Genomic DNA, 17,557 nt, shown 5'->3' with positions numbered 1-17,557 from the left:
ACTATTCTTCCTGCTGTTAGCCCGCCATTAAAAATTTATGATTTACGACTGCTAAATAGAAACTTTAGCTAAGACCCACTATTCTCAGTAATGAATAAAATTGCTTTCTAGCGAAACGTGCCATTTGTCACAGGCCATTTGACTTCCTATATTATTTATAAAGAAGCTTTCGTAATTTGCCCAATTTTGCTATCACCTTTTGAATTGAAGTATGCGTTGTTGTTGAATTTCATTATAAGTGGGGGCTTTATGATAGACTATGCTTTCTAAGCGTAACAGCATTTTTCTGCAACTCATCTTAGATGTGAGTAGCCACATAAACTAGTTAATCAATAATAACCATATACAAATATACCATGTCTTAAGCTTTAAGCATTATTCACTTTTTTATTATTGTATAGTAATTTTTTACTATTAGGTAGTATGTACCTCACAATTAACTACCTCCCGCAAATTCCTGCATACCCACAATACTCACAACCCTTGATTTCCTCACGCTGATTTAAAACACCATCTGAAGATAGTACTTCTTCTAACAGTTTTTTAACCTGATGTTCTATCTCATCTGCTTGTGCCTTTGTCAAAGAAAGAAGTTTTTCATCTCCTGCACTTAACTTAGCATCAAAGCCCTTACTGTATAGCTCTTTGCTATTGTATAGTGCTGGCACCACGTTTTTACCATCAAGCTCCTCTTTGTTGTTAAGTCTAAAAAGCAACGAGTATAGAAGCACCTGCATGGCGGCTTTGTTTCTGTCTTTTGTTTCCCGGTCAAACAACTCTGGTATGGTTTTGAAAGCGCGAATATCTTTACCGGTCTTATAATCTAAGACTCTTACTTCTCCGTTTTTCTCGTCTATTCTATCAATGTGTCCTTTCAAGCGCATGGTTTGATTTGAGTCTCCGTAAGGAACATCAATTGCCATATTGTAGGTTTTTTCTAATCCTATAATATGGAAAGGGGCATAGGCCATATCTACTTCCAATACCTGCTTTACCATTTCAGCCACCATGTGCAATGGTAAGCTATTGCGGCCCAGAAAAGGTACTGTCCCGGACTCCGCCTGATAAGCGTTAGTAACTCTTTCTAATAGCGGCAACTCATTTAGTTTCTGATCAATACCTTCTTTGGTTACCTTAGAACCTTCTCTATACTCTTCATAGAAATCCTGTAGTACCTTGTGCATAAGCTTACCGAAGACAGAGTTATCTACATCTTCTTGTACTTCATCAGGCTCTTTAATTCCGACAAGGTATCGGAAAGCGAACTGCGTGCGGCAATGGAGCCAGGTATTCAAAGCGCTAGGGGAGAGGGGCTTCGCTTGCTCACCGTTATCTATATACTTTAAAAGCGCAGGCAGTACATCAGATTTTTTAAGGTCAAGTGCTGAAGTTGCAGCCGGTTTGGCTTTTAGATGGAGTTGCTGTGGTGTTACACATGGCCATAACTCAAATAATAACTGCTTTACAAAGCGGCTCAGTTCACTTTGTTTGCCACCTGCCCGATAGCTGCTGTAAAACAAATGTACCTTTTTAGCTCGTTGCAGAAGCCTGTAAAAGTGATAGGCGTAAATGGCATCATGCTGGTCTGTAGTAGGGAGCCCATAGGCGCTCCGTATAAAGTAAGGAATCAGAGAAGGTTCATCAGAGGCGGCTGGCAATACACCCTCATTTAAGCTGAGGATGTATAGGTTATCAAAATCTAGGCACCTGGTCTCCAGCATACCCATTACCTGAAGGCCTTGCAAAGGCTCACCTGTAAACGGAATGGAGAGCTGTTGGAGAAGGTGCCGTATTAGTTTTTCCAACAGATCAGAACTCATTTCTATGTCAGCTTCTTCTGCTGTTTCCAGCATATTTTCCAGCTGAGTCCGGGTACGGGTAATATACTCTTCTTCCAGAGTTCGCTGTGCAGCCTGGTCCTTTCTAAGGTGCTTGTTTACCACCTCAAGAACCTCTAATAAATATTTCCCAATCCCTTTTCCAGAAGAGGTACATTTAAAGATGACTGCGAGTTGTTTGTCTTGCTGCAGTTCAGCTTCGCTTACGTAACGTTTGCTGTTCTTTTCAATTTCCTGAAGAACACCATAGGTGAGTTTCGGGTTTAGGCCACGTACATAGGGGTGCCGGAGCAATGTAGTAATAGGTTTGTAATGAAACTGATTTGTTTCAGATTTTACGCATGTCTTTTGAAGCTCCAGCAAAGCATCTAACAAGCTGTAGACAGGAGTTACCCGGAGGGGTACGCCCATGGTAACATTTACCGTAGAGTTTTCAAGGGCGGTAGGCAATTGATATAGAAAAGGAAACAACTGGCTTTCATCTGGGAGTACCACAGCCGTACGAGTTAGTTCCTGGTCATTGGGCACGCCAATTTCTGCTAACTGCTGCTGCAACTGCCGCCCAGCCTCGCGCGCCTGCGCATGCTCCAATGGCAGCTCTGTAAGCTGTATCGTTTCTTGCAGCTTATTAGATAAGAGATTCGGAACTTGAGCTGGGAAAGTAGGACCTAGTACTTCATCTTTTAACCACCGACGCATGTATAGCCCCGCTTCTTGTTCTGGTTTTAGTAAATGGGCATCTACATCCCAGAAAATTCGGGCTTTGTCTTTCTTAATTAGCTGTTTTATTACTTTCTCTTCAACTTTGGTTAAGTCATTAAATCCGCAGAATAAAATTGTTTGGTCCTCCAGGGTGTCAAGATATCGGGCTTGTTCAGCTACGCTTTTGGCGATAAGCCCGCTATATCCTACTTTTTCCTGTAGGAGCGTTTCCCTGAACTCTTTGTAAAGCTTAGGCAATACTTCCCAAAAAGCCAGAAATCTTTCTTTATGACCAGATAATTTTTTGTCTTCAGTAAAGCTGCCATAGAAAGCCTGAAGAGCGGTCTTTTGCTCGTCACTTAACAGATCATCGCTTTCTAGGGTTTTTATATCCTTCAGGTGGAAGAATACTTTTTCAGCATCAACGCAGGCTTGATCCAGGTTATTGAAATCTTTTAAAATAATCTCTCCCCACGCATAAAACTGATCGAAGGACTCGTCCCCAGGCATTAGATTTTTGTAGATTGGGTATAGCTTAAAGCAAAGTTGGAGGGTGTCAGCCCGCTTTAAGTCGGAGAACTGTTCCAGGAATTCACCCATACTCAGCACCCGTGGAGCCCACGTAGGAACTTGGCTTTTTTGAGCCAAATGCTTTAGAAGAAACTGACCTGCTCTGCGATTGGGAAAAACTAATTGTAATTGATGAAAACGTCCGCTGTAATCTTTGAATAGGGTATTGGCTACTTCCTGTAGAAAATCAATGCTCATAAAAGGGTGTTGTTATTGGTAAAGGAAAAGAAGCTACTAGCACTTTATGCAAGAAGGGCCTCTTTTTCTACTTGCACTACAGGAGTTTCTTCTTTGATGTAAAGGAGGTACCCTTCTGCTTCAAATCCCATTTGCTCTAGTTGGCTCATATACCGCCTAAGCTGTTTATGGTGTGACTTGCTGTGTGCACCCGTTTTATAGTCTATCACAACTGCTTGTTTCCCATTTAATAATATTCTGTCTGGGCGGTGAATTTCACCACCTACACCAAGTATGGGTTGCTCATTGAGTATCTGCCAATCGGTACTGAACCAAGACGCCACTTGTGTATTTTGGAGCAGTGTCTTCATTTTATTTTCCAGGATTTCAGCATCCTTCTGTGTTATCTCTGACGTAAGCTGCATACTTTTCAGTACTGTAGGTAACGAGTCTAGGTATTTTACTTTAGCCAATACATCATGTACCAATGTGCCATAATCTATGCTTTGGGCTATGTGCTCATTGGCTTCTATATAAACAGGTTTGGCATGGCGGCGCAAACGCAGCACATGATCCCAGCTCTTTAGTGGCGTATGATAAGAGTTCTCTTCAGAAGCAGTAACTGTTTCCTTCACTGTTTTTTGAGTTAACCTACCGAAAGCAGCTTGTTTGTATTGAAATTCTTCAACACCTATAGAGCTATATTGTTCCTCTGATGGTGCGTTCATACTGGTAAGGCACTCCTTGATTAACCAACCAACATGACGGCTTCTACCTCCTTCGTCTACATCTTGCGCCGTGATAAGTAAGGCATCTTCTGCGCGGGTGAGGGCAACATATAACAGGTTCAGGTTATCCAAATAAGCCTGAAGCTTTTCCTGCAGATGCTCGAAGCTGAAATAAGTAGAGGACAACTCACTCTTATAAGTAATTGGTACACCCGAGAGAGGCAAGCTTTGGAAGAGGAGTTTATGCATAGCGGTAACTCCTTCCGGTTTACAATCAGCCCAAATGATGTTGGTTTTCCCTTGGGTGTCTACATCAAGTTTCCAGTTACAGAATGGTATGATGACAACCGGATATTGCAATCCCTTACTTTTATGAACGGTTAAGATTCGGATAGCATTAGGAGCCTGGTCACGTTTGAGGCTTTGTTTGGCGCCCTCTTCCTGCCACCATTCCAAGAAGCCGCCGAGGTCTCCGTTTTCTTCATGGCTGTAACGGTGCACTTCATTCATAAAGGCTTCCAAGTAATGCTCTTCATCACGCAACGTGTTGAGCCCAAATATGCGTGATAAGCGGCTGCACAGGTCATAGAGGGCCATCCGGCTCAGGCTGATATGCTCTCTGGTAAATTCTTCGGGTAATAGACCTGCCATATCACTCATGCCTGCCGTAGCTGCTTTTGCTAGTGTGGTAGCATCCGGGCAACTCAAATTTCTAACAGCGGCATATAATTTTACTGCGGCAGCAATAGCAGGCTTATTTTTGATGTTGTGCAGCAAATGCAAGAGGTTTACCATTAACTGCACAGAAGTAGCAGCACCTAACCGCAGGGCCTCCTCACTCAAAACATCAAACCCATGCTCAGCTAAAAAGGAGGCTAGTTCTCTTGCTTCACCGTTGCTTCGTACGAGTAGTGCTATGTCTTGAAGGACATAACCGGCGTTACAACTCTTTGTTATACTGTTTATTAATAATGCTTTGGCCTGCTCTTTAAATGTAAGCCCCAAAGCATTTTGACCTCTGTTTTGGTCACTCACAAGTTGCACCTGAATAAATCCACTGTTATTGTTGATGGCATTTTCTTCAGGGAATAACTGTTCACTTTGTTCATATACAGCTTCTATGTTATTTAACAGGCCGTCTATGATATCTTCGCGTTCTTTAGGGAACTGCTTTTTTTCTGCTGCTGCTACTTCAGCTACTTCCGCTACCACTTCTGCCGCATGCTTAAATAGGCAGTTGTTGAACGCTATTAGTTCTTTGCTGCTTCGCCAATTGTGCTGTAGCTGTTCCTTAGTGACAGAGTGTAGATCCTTTTCAACATCTTGTAGCATTAGCCTAAGATCACCGCCGCGCCAACGGTATATGCTCTGCTTTGGGTCCCCAACTATTAAGTTTTTGTTACCCGAAGCTATACTGTTTCCTAATAATGGATAGAAGTTGTTCCAGTGCATGCGGCTGGTGTCTTGGAACTCGTCAATGAGAAAATGGTTATAGCGGTTGCCGGTTTTCTCATATACAAAAGGAGCTTCATCTTTCCCTATGATCTCATTCAGTATTTCCGCTACATCAGATATGAGTAGTGCATTGTTGTCTTTCCTATAGTCATTCAGTAATTGCAAGTACTCACCTAATAAAGCACAAGTAGTAAAGTGCTCCAGTACGGCGCAGGCTGAACAGTACTCTTTGTAACGTCCATTATCATATAGGCTTATCGCTTCCTCAAGGCAGGCGTCCAAACAGGCTGAGCCAAGAGCTGCTATTAACGCTAGTTTTCCAGATTTATCTCTTTTTATATCTCCAGTAAACCATGTTAATCCTTCCTTAAGAATTTGTCTGTTTGTTTTGGTTGGCTCATAATTAGAGCCGCTGGCTATTTTCTTGAAATACTTCGCAACACTTTTTGTACTTCCACCCCTAAAATCATCAACCGAAAGACCTGCATTATCAATTGCTTCTAAAGCTTCTTCGCCAATTTGCCTCATTTCCGCCTCAAAGTCCCTCTTAATTTTAATCAGGCTGTCTAAGAATTTCTGAGAAACAGTTCTGTCTTTTGATAATTGTTTCAGACCCTCCTCTTGGTCTGCAAATCCCTCCTTCACCACTTCTCCAATTAGCTTGTGCAGATTTTTGCGGATATCCCAAGGCTTTCCCTGGCTTATCTGTTCTGTTGAAAATCTTACAAGCCAATTGCGCAGAAAATCATCCTTCTCCGCATTATCCATCAGTTGGTCTGTCAGCTCTTCCAAAACCTTGGCAATGTTTAATTCTATCGTATAGCCAGCTGACAAATTGGCCTCGCGTGCAAAAGAACGGACTACCTTCTGGAAAAAGCTATCAATGGTGCTGACGTTGAAATGGCTGAAGTTATGCAATATGCTAACCAAAGCGTTTTTAGCTCGGTTTTGAAGGTCAACGGGATTTATATCAATAGATTCTAAAAGGGCTTTGCCCATACCCTTATCTGTTTGGCCAGAAGCAATCAATTCCAGTTCCTTCAGAATGCGGGTTTTCATTTCCTGCGTTGCCTTATTAGTAAAAGTTACGGCGAGGATACTCCGGAAATAGGTAGGATCATCTTGGCCCAGAAGTAACTGCAGGTAGTTCATGGTTAAGGCATAGGTTTTGCCACTACCAGCTGATGCACGGAGTATGGTTAAGCTCATTTTAAAAGCGAGATAGGTAATAAGGATAAGTAATTTAGATATATTATTTCTATATATAATCAACAATAAATTTTTAAATGACTAGGGACTTAAAGACCCTTGTTAATTTGATAAATATTACTGCTTCTGAAAAAGCTTCATAAAGGCTGCTTAAGAACATTCGAGATCAATTACTTAACTGTAAGATATTAACATGATGACTATCAAGAATAACATCTCCAAGGCCTAAACATATTTGCCTTTAAAGTGGCCAATGGCGAACTTCGCCCGTTGCTCATTAAGATAATGAAGTTAGCTCTCTGCTTTTAGCCACGCCTGCAGAATAGCTTGAGACTTTTGTGAAATCGTTCCAGCTTCTAACGAAAGGCCGCGTTAAGATTTTGATGAGCCTGAGTGAGTATTGTTTCAAATTGTATGTGTGGAAATAGAGGTGCTTTATTTAAAAGCTTCCTTTAGCCCCATGTTTTCTGCCTGATTTTGGCGTTTATAATAGAGTAAGGTTTATATGGCAGATATTATCCGTTTGTTGCCCGAGTACCTGGCCAACCAGATCGCCGCCGGCGAGGTGGTGCAGCGCCCGGCCTCGGTGGTGAAGGAATTGTTGGAGAATAGCGTAGACGCGAAGAGTACCAGCGTGCAGCTGATTGTAAAAGACGCGGGCAAGCAGCTCATTCAGGTGGTAGACGACGGCCTGGGCATGACCGAGACGGATGCCCGTATGTGCTTTGAACGCCACGCCACCTCTAAAATACAAAGCACAGAGGACTTGTTCCGCATCCGGACCATGGGGTTCAGGGGCGAGGCTATGGCCTCTATTGCCGCCGTGGCCCAGGTAGAGCTGAAAACCCGCGCCCGCGGCACGGAGCTGGGTACCTGCCTGACCATTGAAGGCAACGAAGTTCTGAAGCAGGAGCCGGTGGCCATGGCCGAGGGTACCGTGGTGTGCGTGAAGAACCTCTTCTTTAACGTGCCCGCTCGCCGCAACTTCCTAAAAAGTAACCCGGTGGAGATGCGGCACATTTTGGATGAGTTTCAGCGGGTAGCCTTGGCAAACCCTGAGATTGCCTTCACGCTGTATCAGAACGAGGTGGAGGTAATGAATTTGCCGGCCGGAAAGCTGAGCCAGCGCATTGTCTCCATCTTCGGGAAAGAGTATAAAGAGCAGCTTGCCAGCTGTGAGGAGAACACGCCGTTTCTGACCATCAAAGGCTATATCGGGAAGCCGGAGTTTGCGAAGAAAAGCCGCGGGGAGCAGTTCTTTTTTGTGAACAACCGCTACATCAAAAGCCAATACCTGAACCACGCGGTGCTGACGGCTTATGAGGGGCTGCTGCCAAAAGACAGCTTTCCGTTTTACGTCTTGTTTTTGGAAATAGCCCCCGAAACGATAGACATAAACGTGCACCCTACCAAAACCGAGATTAAGTTTGAGGACGAAAAAACGGTATACGCCATTGTGCGGGCGGCGGTAAAGCAAAGCCTTGGGCTGCACAATATTGCGCCTTCATTAGACTTTGGGGCCGATGTGAATTATATCCCCTTACAGCCAACCAAATTTCCGGCGTCCATGGATTTTGAGGCCGCTCCGGCACAGGCTCCACGGGCATCTTCAATGCCTCCTGCTTTTTCTTCGCCTTCGGCGCGGCCAGTTTCTGCCGCCTCTGCCACAGGTAGCAACACCTTTACCAGCCGCGCCTCTGCGGGCGGGAGCGGGCGGGATGAAAGCTTTTTCACCCCCTCTGCTTTGCGACAGGCGCAGCAAGAAGCAAATACCGGCGAGAGTAAATTGTTTGCGGAGGAAGAAGATAGTTTTGCCGCCACTGCTTCAGCGGCAACTGGCGGTTCTAAAACCCTGCAGGTGCATCAGAAGTACATTATGGTGCAAGTGAAGAGCGGACTGATGGTGGTAGACCAGCAGGCAGCCCAGGAGCGGATTCTGTTTGAAAAATACAGCCAGGCGTTGGGAAAACGTTCAGGAGCCTCCCAGCAACTGCTGTTCCCGCAAACCCTGCACCTTTCGCCCGCCGACTATTCGCTGGTGATGGAGCTGGCCGAGGAATTCAAAGCGCTGGGTTTTATCTTCAATGAGTTCGGGCAGAATACGTTGGTGGTGAACGGTATACCTGCCGAAGTGCCTTTGCGCGACGAGCGGGAGCTGATTGAGGGGCTCCTGGAACAATATAAGAACAATCTTTCGTCGTTAAAGGTAGACAGGCAGGAAAACTTGGCTAGGGCCATGGCCAAACGCGTAGCCTCCCGCCAGACCGGCCGCTTAACTGACCATGAAATGAATGCGCTGGTTGATAGGCTCTTTGCGTGCCAAGTTCCTAACTATACGCCCGGCGGTCAGAAGACTTTGGTTATTTTGCAGACAAACCAGTTGCAGGACCTGTTTCTGAAATAATTTTAATGCCCGTTTTTGGTCTGTTTTTCTAAAAAGAAGCCAAAAACGAATAATGACAGAAAGAGGGGGAGAGTTTATAAACTATCAAAACTAACAAGAAGCTGTTGCTAAAGTTGTACCAGCTCTAAGAACTAACTTATATGCCACCTATCACACCAACGGTGCGGAACCTGCTGATTGTGAACGTGCTTTTGTACTTCGCGAGCGGCAACTTGTTTCCGGTTGATTTATTTGCCCTGCACGACCCAAGGTCTGAGTACTTCAGACCTCACCAGTTTATCACGCACATGTTCATGCACGGTGACACCATGCACCTGTTCAGCAACATGTTCAGCTTGTTTATATTCGGGCCCATGCTGGAGCACCACTGGGGCGGAAAGCGCTTTCTTATTTTTTATTTTGTAACCGGTTTGGGAGCCAGTTTGCTGTACATGGGCATTAGGTACTACGAGGTGAGTCAGGTGATGGATGCTGCCACCGCTTTCCTGCAGAACCCAGACCCAATTGATTTTAAGCGGCTGCTGGAAGCGGCAAATTTGAACACCCAACGGTATGAGCAGGTGTTGGTAGACTTTTACCGCAACCCTGAAAATCCACAGCTAATTGCAGAAACAAAAGAATTTGTCCAACTCGTGTCTGAGCGGGTGGTGAATGGCAGTATGTTAGGTGCGTCTGGGGCGGTGTTTGGGATATTGATGGCCTTTGGTATGCTGTTCCCCAACACAAAGCTGTTCCTGCTGTTTTTCCCGTTCCCAATCAAAGCCAAGTACTTTGTGTTTTTATACGGTGCATTTGAGTTATATGCGGGTGTGCAGCGGAATCCGGGAGATAACGTGGCGCATTTTGCTCATATCGGGGGCATGATTTTCGCGTATATCCTACTCAAGATTTGGGAGCGGCAACGCAATAACTTCTACTAATATCTATGACCAGCATTTTTGACGATATAAAATCGGCGTTCAGCCGCGGGAACAACGTTCTGCACCAGCTCATTCTTATCAATGTGGTGGTGTTTGCGGTGCTGCTCGTTCTCCGGATGATAATGTATTTCACCGCCGGCCCCGCCGCCTTTGCGTATCTGATGAGCTTTTTCAGGATACCATCAGACATGGGTATGTTTGCGTACCGGCCCTGGACGATCATTACCTATTTCTTCACGCACCTGGATTTTCTGCACATCATCTTCAACATGCTGAATTTGTATTGGTTTGGGATGTTGGTGCGGGAGTATTTAGGAGATAAGCGCTTGGTGAACTTGTATGTGTTGGGTGGCTTGGCCGGAGGTCTGTTGTTTCTGCTGGCTCAAAATACTATTCCCTATTTGTACAGCCAGGGAAACGCCGTTATGATTGGTGCATCTGGCAGTGTGATTGCCGTAATGGTAGCCGCCGCCACATTGTTGCCCAACTACACCTTCAACTTGATTTTGATAGGCCCGGTGCGGATAAAGTACATAGCTGCGGTGATGGTGCTCTTGTCTATTTCTGGGGCAACAGGCGGTAACGCAGGCGGAAATATTGCGCACATTGGCGGTGCTCTGCTCGGGTTCCTGTACATAAAACAACTGCAAAGCGGCACTGACCTGGGGCGTCCGGTGCAGGCGGTATTGGGCTTTTTCAGTGGCCTGTTCCAGAAGCGCCGTCCGCTAAAGGTGGCTTATAACAACCCCAGCCGGCCATACAGCTCTGGTACCTCTGCTTCCACAAGAGCGCAGAGCCCATCTCACTCAGGCTCCATGTCCCCGTCCCAAATAGAAATAGATCAGATTCTAGACAAGATCTCTGTATCAGGTTACGAAAGCCTTACGAAAGAAGAAAAGCAGAAACTGTTTAAGGCAAGCCAGAAGTAGGGGGGCGTAATTAGTTATTCGTTGTTCGATTTTGGGGTTAAGGGGGCAAGAAACATAGCTTTCTATTTAGACAGAATCAAGGGTTGACCAAAAGACCTAGCAGTGTCTTTCAGACCTGCTAGTGTCTGTGCCAGTAGCCGCTGCCAATTGCATCCTTTAAATCTTGCTTCTGACAAGCTATACTATCTGATATGCAACGCCAATCTGGAGATTGGCTGTCCGGCTGTGCGTAGAGCGCTGCGCTAACTCTACACACAACAACAACAACAACAACAACAACAACAAAGCTTAGGCAAAAAGAAGGCCCTGATGGTTATCCATCAGGGCCTTCTTTTTGTTTTGGGACTGTTTTCTCTAAAATAGGTCTAAAACAGCTTAAGCTTTCCCTGTACCGCTGGCTTTCAGCATGTCGCCGATGGCGCCAATGCTGCCCAGGGTTTCCACAGCGGTGGTAGGGATGAAAATTTTATTAGCTGGCCCCATGGCAATCTTCTCCAGTGCCTCAAACGATTGGTAGGTTAGCACCCTATCATCTAGGCCGGCCTCAATAAGAAGTTGGATTCGTCTTTTCTCGGCTTCAGCCACGTCTGAAATGGCGCGGGCTTCACCCAAGGCCTGTAACTCAGCGGAAGCACGTTCCCCTTCGGCTCTAAGAATCTTACTGGTCTTGTCACCTTCAGCCCGAAGGATCATGTCTTGTTTGGCGGCTTCGGCTTCCAGAATGGTGGCGCGGCGGTAACGCTCGGCTTTCATCTGCTTGTCCATGGCCTCTTGAATGTCAAGCGGCGGCTTTATGTCAATTACCTCTACACGCTCAATACGCACGCCCCACTTCTCGGTGGCCTCGTCCAAAGCGGTTCTGATTTCAGCGGAAATGCGCTCGCGTCCTGACAAGGTTTCGTCTAGTTCCAGATTTCCGATAATCTGGCGCATGGTGGCGGTGGTGATGTTCCGCACGCCCATTACATAGTCAAAAATACCATAAGTGGCCTGCTCTGGTCCCACAACCTGATAGAAGACAATGGTGTCAATGAGCACTTGTACGTTGTCGCGGGTAATAACCGTCTGCGGTGGCACATTGGCCTGCTGAATGCGTAAATCGTGGTACACCCGCACCCTATCCATAAAAGGTATGAAGAGGTTCAGGCCGGGGTGCATGAGGCGCTGGAACTTGCCCAGCCGTTCTACCACCGCCACCCGCTGTTGCTGGATGATTCGGATAGACATGGCCATCAACAGAATAACGGCACCAAGAATAATAAGAGATGTGGTCATAGTTTTTTTAAGGGTGGGTTTAGAAAGGAAAGGACCAGCTGGTACGCTCAGAGCTGCTGGTTAAATAAAAAGCTTTAGTTAAGGAGAATGATGTTAAATACCTGCTTGCTGAGGAGGGTTTGCCTGTAACTCATCCACCAAGGGTTTCACCTGCAGCACCGTGCTGCTTTGGCTGACCACCAAGACTTGCTGCCCGGGGTACAATGCTTCCTGAGCACTAGCCGACCACACTTCCGTGCCTACTTTAACTAGCCCCAGCCGGGTAGGAGTCACGGGCTCAATGATTTCGCCTACCCGATTGGCCATAAAATGGACAGGGTCATCAAAACCTTTGGCTATGCTGGCCCGGGCGGTAAGCGGTTTGGTGAAAATTATAAGCAAGAGGCCCGTTACGCTGGCAGCAGCGGGCGGAAGCCAATACGTTTCAGGGAAGAAATAAGAAAGAACGGCTGCAACCAGAGCAGCTATACCCAGCCAGAGGAAATAAAAGCTGACCGTGAACATTTCGCCCACTATAAGCAGAATGCCGGCCACTAACCATAACCACCAAATTGAAATATCCATTGTCTTAAATATTATAGCAGTAAGATACAAATTTTGATCTAATTCACAAGTAGTTAGATACGTCGGGAATTTCCCCACTCCTTATATGATTACGAAACTGAGTAGGAATCAGGTAATCTGAACCGATATCAGAAGTTATTACTCTGTTAGTCGGTTTTAAGACTGGTTTCTTACGGTAAGCTGGCCAGAATTGAATGATTATAAATTATCTGTAAAGGCAGAGTGGGTGCCATACCATTGCTGCATTAAGAAAAAGGCAGTGAAATATAATGTATGCGGTAAAGGCGCTGTTTTTAGTCTGTTTTTCAAAAAATAGCCCTAAAACGCAAGAAGCCCGACCTTGTGGCCGGGCTTCTTTTATAAGAATCAACTATGATTAGGAGTTAGCAGGCATGTTGTCTAACACATCCATTACCTCGCGTACGGCTTTCTCTGAAGCTTTCAGAAGCGCCATTTCGTCTTCGTTCAGTTGCAGTTCAATTACTTTCTCAATGCCGTTTTTGCCTAACACAACTGGCACACCTAAGTAAGTGCCGTTGATGCCGTACTCGCCTTCCAGCTTAATGCAAACCGGGAATACGCGCTTCTGGTCACGTACAATGGCTTCTACCATTTGAGCAGCTGCTGAACCCGGAGCGTACCAGGCTGAAGTGCCCATTAGTTTCACCAGCTCGCCACCACCGTTTTTGGTGCGGTCTACAATAGCGTCTAATTTGGCAGAGTCAATCAGTTCAGTTACTGGAATACCACCTACGGTAGTGTAACGCGGAAGCGGAACCATAGTATCGCCGTGGCCACCCATCAATACCGCCTGAATGTCTTTTGGGGACACGTTCAGCTCTTCAGCCAGGAAAGCGCGGTAACGGGCAGTGTCTAAGATACCGGCCATACCCATCACCTTCGTGCGTGGCAGCTTAGAAGTAAGGTGCGCGGCGTAAGTCATTACGTCTAGCGGGTTAGAAACCACTATAATGATAGCCTCCGGAGAGTGCTTTATCACGTTCTCGGTCACGGAACGAACAATACCAGCATTGGTGCTGATCAGGTCGTCGCGGGTCATGCCTGGCTTACGCGGCAAACCAGAAGTGATCACTACCACGTCTGAATTGGCGGTGCGGCTGTAATCATTGGTTACACCCACGGTGCGGGTGTCATACAAGTTGATAGGTGATTTCTGCCAGATATCCAGAGCTTTGCCTTCAGCGAAGCCTTCTTTGATATCCACTAACACTACTTCATTGGCGATTTCGCGGTATGCCAACACGTCGGCACAGGTGGCCCCTACGTTTCCGGCTCCAACTACAGTTACTTTCATTATGCTTGGGTTTGGTTAGACTATATTAAAATGTTTGCGGCGAAATTAAATAAAAGTGCGTCAGCTAGGAAATTAATTGCTAATTGTTGGTTGCTATTTGTTGATTGTTCTTTTAAGTAAAGATAATTTTTGCCCTGTTTTCAGGCCATTTTCTGAAAAACAGACCCAAAACAGTCTGCTACTGTCATTTCGTTACCTATAGGTATAGCTAGGTGGCTAATCCTCAAGCTGGGCAAATTATCAATCAGCAATCAACAATTAATGTAAAGTGATTTCCAGCACTTCCTGGGTGTTTTCGGTGACCTTGAACCGGTTGTCGAGTTGTTGGCCCAGCACCCAGGTCAGAGAGGCATCTGAAACCAAAACCCAGACATTGGGCTTCAGGTTAGCCGGCACCTTTCGGTCTATCAGCAGATCGCTCACTTTCTTTTTGCCGTTCATGCCCAATGGTATAAACCAGTCTCCTTCTTTCCAGGGGCGCAGTTTAAGAGGGAACTTAAGTAAATCGGCATCAAGGGCGGCTACGTTTTTGCCGCGCGGTACTTTATAGCCCTCGGCAGGTTTTCGGCTTATTTTGGCTAAATAAGGCCCAAAACGGACTTCAGTGGCTTCTTCGGGTAAGTTGATACTACCAAAGCTTTCCAGATTTTTAAGGGTAATCACCAGTTCCTCGCGGTCTTTTACCAGCACGTGGGTAGGGGAGGTGAAGGTTTTACCTGATTGGCCATCCCAGGCAGCCGCAATCTCTTGCGCCTGTACATAAGAAAAGTGGAACGGTTTTAGCAGCTCGTGTAGCAGCACGGTCGGGGAAGGACTGTTTTGCAAAGGGGCAATACGCAGGTAGGTAACACCGTTCTCTGTGCGTTGCGTTTTAGCCTTGATTTCTTGAAAAGAGGCCAAAAACACGGCCTCGGCGCCTTGCAGTCGCTCCAGTGTTTGGGTAAATGTTTGGTCTAGGTTGGGGTTTAGCTCCTTGAGGTGCGGAATCACCTCGTGACGAATCAGGTTTCGGGAGTATTTTCGGCTCTCATTGCTGGAATCTTCTCTCCAAGCCAGGCGTTTAGAAGTGAGCCAGTCGTACAGGTCGTCTTTTGCCAGACAGAGCAATGGCCGGATGAGGTGGTTGTTCTTGGGCGAGATGCCATGAAGACCGGCCAAACCGGTGCCACGCACCAGGTTCAGGAGCACCGTTTCCAGCGCGTCAGATTGGTGGTGCGCCGTGGCAATGACATCATACCCCAGCTGCTGGCGCATTTGCTCAAACCAGGTGTACCGCAGGGCGCGGGCCGCCATTTGAATGGAAATGCCCTCCTGTTCGGCAAAAGCCTGGGTTTGGAACTGCTCTGAGTAAAAGGGCACGCTGTATTGCTTCGCCAGTTTGCGCACGAACAGCTCGTCGGCGTCTGACTCTTCGCCCCTGAGGCCAAAGTTGCAGTGCAGCACGGCAAAAGGCAGCTTGAGACGGTGCAGCACATCGGCCAGTACCACAGAGTCTAGGCCTCCGCTGACGGCCGCCAAGATTTTGGTCTCTGTACCAGCCAACTGGTGGGTATTTATATAGTGTAAAACTTTCTGGAGCATCAGTGAAGGAAGGGTATTTTTAGTAGTTTTGTCTCTGAGTTTAGCTTTAATGCTTATGGCTTACCAGCCGAGCACCTATTTAACTGGCCTAACTCTTTATTAAGTTGTTAATGAATTTCACAAAGGTAATAGTAGTATCTCTTTTATCCGTGCTTTGGTCGGTAACTGCTTTTGCGCAGGGCGGGGGCCAACCGGTAGAGGTTTCTGCCAATACATTACAGGCCGGTACTTATAATGGAGAACCCATTCGCCGGTTATTAGGCAATGTGGTCATGCGTCAGGGCGGTACCACTGTTACATCAGACTCTGCCTATCAATACGCAAACGACCGTAACCGGCTGGAGGTGTTCAGCAACGTGAACATTACCCAGGAAACCATGCATGCCACCAGCAATACTGCCAGCTATGACGGTACCAAGCGGGTTGCCAACATGCGGGGCAACGTAGTGCTGCGCGATCAGGAAATGACCTTGTCAACTCCGGCACTTGACTATGATCTGAATGCCAAACGGGCATATTATACCCAAACCGGCAATATTGTAGGCCCAGACTACACCATTAAAAGCCAGTTCGGTACTTATACCACCACTGATAAAGTGCTTTCTTTTAAAAAGAACGTGGTGTACAAGGGGCAGAATGCGGAGGTGCTTTCTGATACCATGGCCTACAATACGGTCACCAAAGTAGTGGAATTCTTCGGACCCACTACTATCAAATCTCCAGATGGTACATTATACGCCACCCGCGGTACCTATAATACCGTTACGCGTGAATCTAATTTCAGAGGTAATGCCAGCATCAAAACTCCGGATTATCTGATTAGGGGAGACGTGCTGACCTATGACAAAGTGCAGGAGTTCTACACGGCCACCCGTAACGTGTCTATGACCGCTATAAAAGACAGCACCGTTATCACCGGAAATGTAGCTAAATATTGGCGGTCTCAGGGGCGGGCGAAGGTGTACGGTAGCCCGGTTATGCGTTCTATCTCCGCAAAAGACACCATGTACCTCTCAGCAGATACCTTGTATTCAGTAGAAAACATGGTTGATAAAACCAAGAAAGGCATGCTGTATGCCTACCCAGATGTGCGCATTTTCAAGTCAGACATGCAGGCGCTGTGCGATTCACTGACCTACAACCTGAACGACTCGGTTATTTACATGAACCGCAACCCCAGGCTATGGGCCAGCAAAAACCAGTTGACGGCTGATAGTGTGATTCTGCGTCTGCAAAACAATACCTTGCGCCAGATGCAGCTTTTTGGTAATTCATTTGCCGTGTCACAAGATACGCTGGAGAATTTCAACCAGATAAAAGGCCGTAACATGACAGCCCATTTTGGGGAAGGTAAGATCAGACGGGTTGATGTAAACGGAAACGGAGAAAGCCTGTATTTTGCTTTGCAAGGTGACACAACCAATATGGGAATGAACCGTGCCTTTTGCAGTGACATGCGCATGTTGTTTGATAACGGGCAGGTGCAATTCATTACTTTCTTAACCGAGCCCGATGCCAAACTGGTGCCTCCGCATGAGTTGAAAGAGCCTGAGCGGAGGCTTAAAGGTTTTGAGTGGCTCTCAGAGCAAAGACCCACCCGTAGCGTGGTCTTGGAGCCAAGAACAGGCAAGAGAAACGTAGCTGACCAAGGGCAACCTAAATCGGGCACCACGAAAAGCACAAAAGCGGCAACTCCGGCAAAAAGTACTCCCAAAGCCAAAACCCCCGCTGTTAGTCCTAAAAAACAACCAACCCGTACCCAAAGCCCCCCTCCAAAGACACCAGTTCAGCAAAAGGGAACAGGCTTAAAGAAGTTTGAAGTAGAGTAAACCGGCAGTATACTTAGCAGGCTTGCCAATCGTTCAGTGATTATATAAAAGATTTTTGTTA

At 46.4% G+C, this 17,557-nt stretch carries 10 protein-coding genes; 4 read left to right on the top strand and 6 right to left on the bottom strand.

What is annotated here, in order from left to right; genetic code table 11:
* Positions 1-440: 440 nt before the first annotated feature.
* A complete protein-coding gene (locus A8O23_RS06915) occupies positions 441-3,308 on the bottom strand; it encodes a PD-(D/E)XK nuclease family protein (RefSeq protein ID WP_066618662.1) in 2,868 nt (955 codons plus the stop codon).
* A gap of 44 nt (positions 3,309-3,352) precedes the next feature.
* Positions 3,353-6,679, bottom strand: coding sequence for a UvrD-helicase domain-containing protein (locus tag A8O23_RS06910; protein WP_066618659.1), 3,327 nt, complete (start codon positions 6,677-6,679; stop codon positions 3,353-3,355).
* A 505-nt stretch (positions 6,680-7,184) separates the two neighbouring features.
* On the opposite strand from A8O23_RS06910, the gene mutL reads away from it, so the two are divergent.
* The 3 genes from mutL (at position 7,185) to A8O23_RS06895 (ending at position 10,932) form a co-directional block, all read left to right on the top strand.
* Entirely contained in the window at positions 7,185-9,083 is a 1,899-nt protein-coding gene (gene mutL, locus A8O23_RS06905) for a DNA mismatch repair endonuclease MutL (RefSeq protein WP_066618657.1), read from the top strand.
* Positions 9,084-9,223: 140 nt separating this feature from the next.
* On the top strand, positions 9,224-10,003 hold the full coding sequence (locus A8O23_RS06900) for a rhomboid family intramembrane serine protease (protein ID WP_066618654.1): 780 nt from the start codon (positions 9,224-9,226) through the stop codon (positions 10,001-10,003).
* A gap of 5 nt (positions 10,004-10,008) precedes the next feature.
* Entirely contained in the window at positions 10,009-10,932 is a 924-nt protein-coding gene (locus A8O23_RS06895; protein ID WP_066618652.1) for a rhomboid family intramembrane serine protease, read from the top strand.
* Positions 10,933-11,307: 375 nt separating this feature from the next.
* On the opposite strand, the gene A8O23_RS06890 is transcribed toward A8O23_RS06895, so the two are convergent.
* The 4 genes from A8O23_RS06890 to tilS form a co-directional block, all read right to left on the bottom strand.
* Complete coding sequence (locus A8O23_RS06890) at positions 11,308-12,207, bottom strand: SPFH domain-containing protein (protein ID WP_066618649.1); 900 nt, start codon at positions 12,205-12,207, stop codon at positions 11,308-11,310.
* Positions 12,208-12,300: 93 nt separating this feature from the next.
* The gene (locus A8O23_RS06885) at positions 12,301-12,771 is read right to left on the bottom strand and encodes an NfeD family protein (protein WP_082882937.1); all 471 of its coding nucleotides are present in this window, start codon (positions 12,769-12,771) and stop codon (positions 12,301-12,303) included.
* Between the two features lie 376 nt (positions 12,772-13,147).
* Positions 13,148-14,086, bottom strand: coding sequence for a malate dehydrogenase (mdh, locus tag A8O23_RS06880; RefSeq protein WP_066618646.1), 939 nt, complete (start codon positions 14,084-14,086; stop codon positions 13,148-13,150).
* Positions 14,087-14,344: 258 nt separating this feature from the next.
* Entirely contained in the window at positions 14,345-15,667 is a 1,323-nt protein-coding gene (gene tilS / locus A8O23_RS06875) for a tRNA lysidine(34) synthetase TilS (protein ID WP_066618644.1), read from the bottom strand.
* A gap of 110 nt (positions 15,668-15,777) precedes the next feature.
* On the opposite strand from tilS, the gene A8O23_RS06870 reads away from it, so the two are divergent.
* Positions 15,778-17,496 (top strand): OstA-like protein, encoded by a 1,719-nt coding sequence (locus A8O23_RS06870; protein ID WP_066618642.1) that lies wholly within the window; start codon positions 15,778-15,780, stop codon positions 17,494-17,496.
* Positions 17,497-17,557 lie beyond the last annotated feature (61 nt).

Source organism: Rufibacter roseus (assembly GCF_001647285.1).
Lineage (GTDB): Bacteria > Bacteroidota > Bacteroidia > Cytophagales > Hymenobacteraceae > Nibribacter > Nibribacter roseus.
The sequence above is the reverse complement of the archived record's forward strand: the minus strand, read 5'-3'. Positions and strand labels throughout refer to the sequence as shown.

Bases quoted from the DNA above. Each gene is read 5' to 3' on its own strand.
- A8O23_RS06910 (WP_066618659.1), bottom strand. From the start codon at position 6,679: ATGAGCTTAACCATACTCCGTGCATCAGCTGGTAGTGGCAAAACCTAT.
- A8O23_RS06870 (WP_066618642.1), top strand. From the start codon at position 15,778: ATGAATTTCACAAAGGTAATAGTAGTATCTCTTTTATCCGTGCTTTGG.
- A8O23_RS06915 (WP_066618662.1), bottom strand. From the start codon at position 3,308: ATGAGCATTGATTTTCTACAGGAAGTAGCCAATACCCTATTCAAAGAT.
- mutL (WP_066618657.1), top strand. From the start codon at position 7,185: ATGGCAGATATTATCCGTTTGTTGCCCGAGTACCTGGCCAACCAGATC.
- A8O23_RS06885 (WP_082882937.1), bottom strand. From the start codon at position 12,771: ATGGATATTTCAATTTGGTGGTTATGGTTAGTGGCCGGCATTCTGCTT.
- A8O23_RS06900 (WP_066618654.1), top strand. From the start codon at position 9,224: ATGCCACCTATCACACCAACGGTGCGGAACCTGCTGATTGTGAACGTG.
- tilS (WP_066618644.1), bottom strand. From the start codon at position 15,667: ATGCTCCAGAAAGTTTTACACTATATAAATACCCACCAGTTGGCTGGT.
- mdh (WP_066618646.1), bottom strand. From the start codon at position 14,086: ATGAAAGTAACTGTAGTTGGAGCCGGAAACGTAGGGGCCACCTGTGCC.
- A8O23_RS06895 (WP_066618652.1), top strand. From the start codon at position 10,009: ATGACCAGCATTTTTGACGATATAAAATCGGCGTTCAGCCGCGGGAAC.
- A8O23_RS06890 (WP_066618649.1), bottom strand. From the start codon at position 12,207: ATGACCACATCTCTTATTATTCTTGGTGCCGTTATTCTGTTGATGGCC.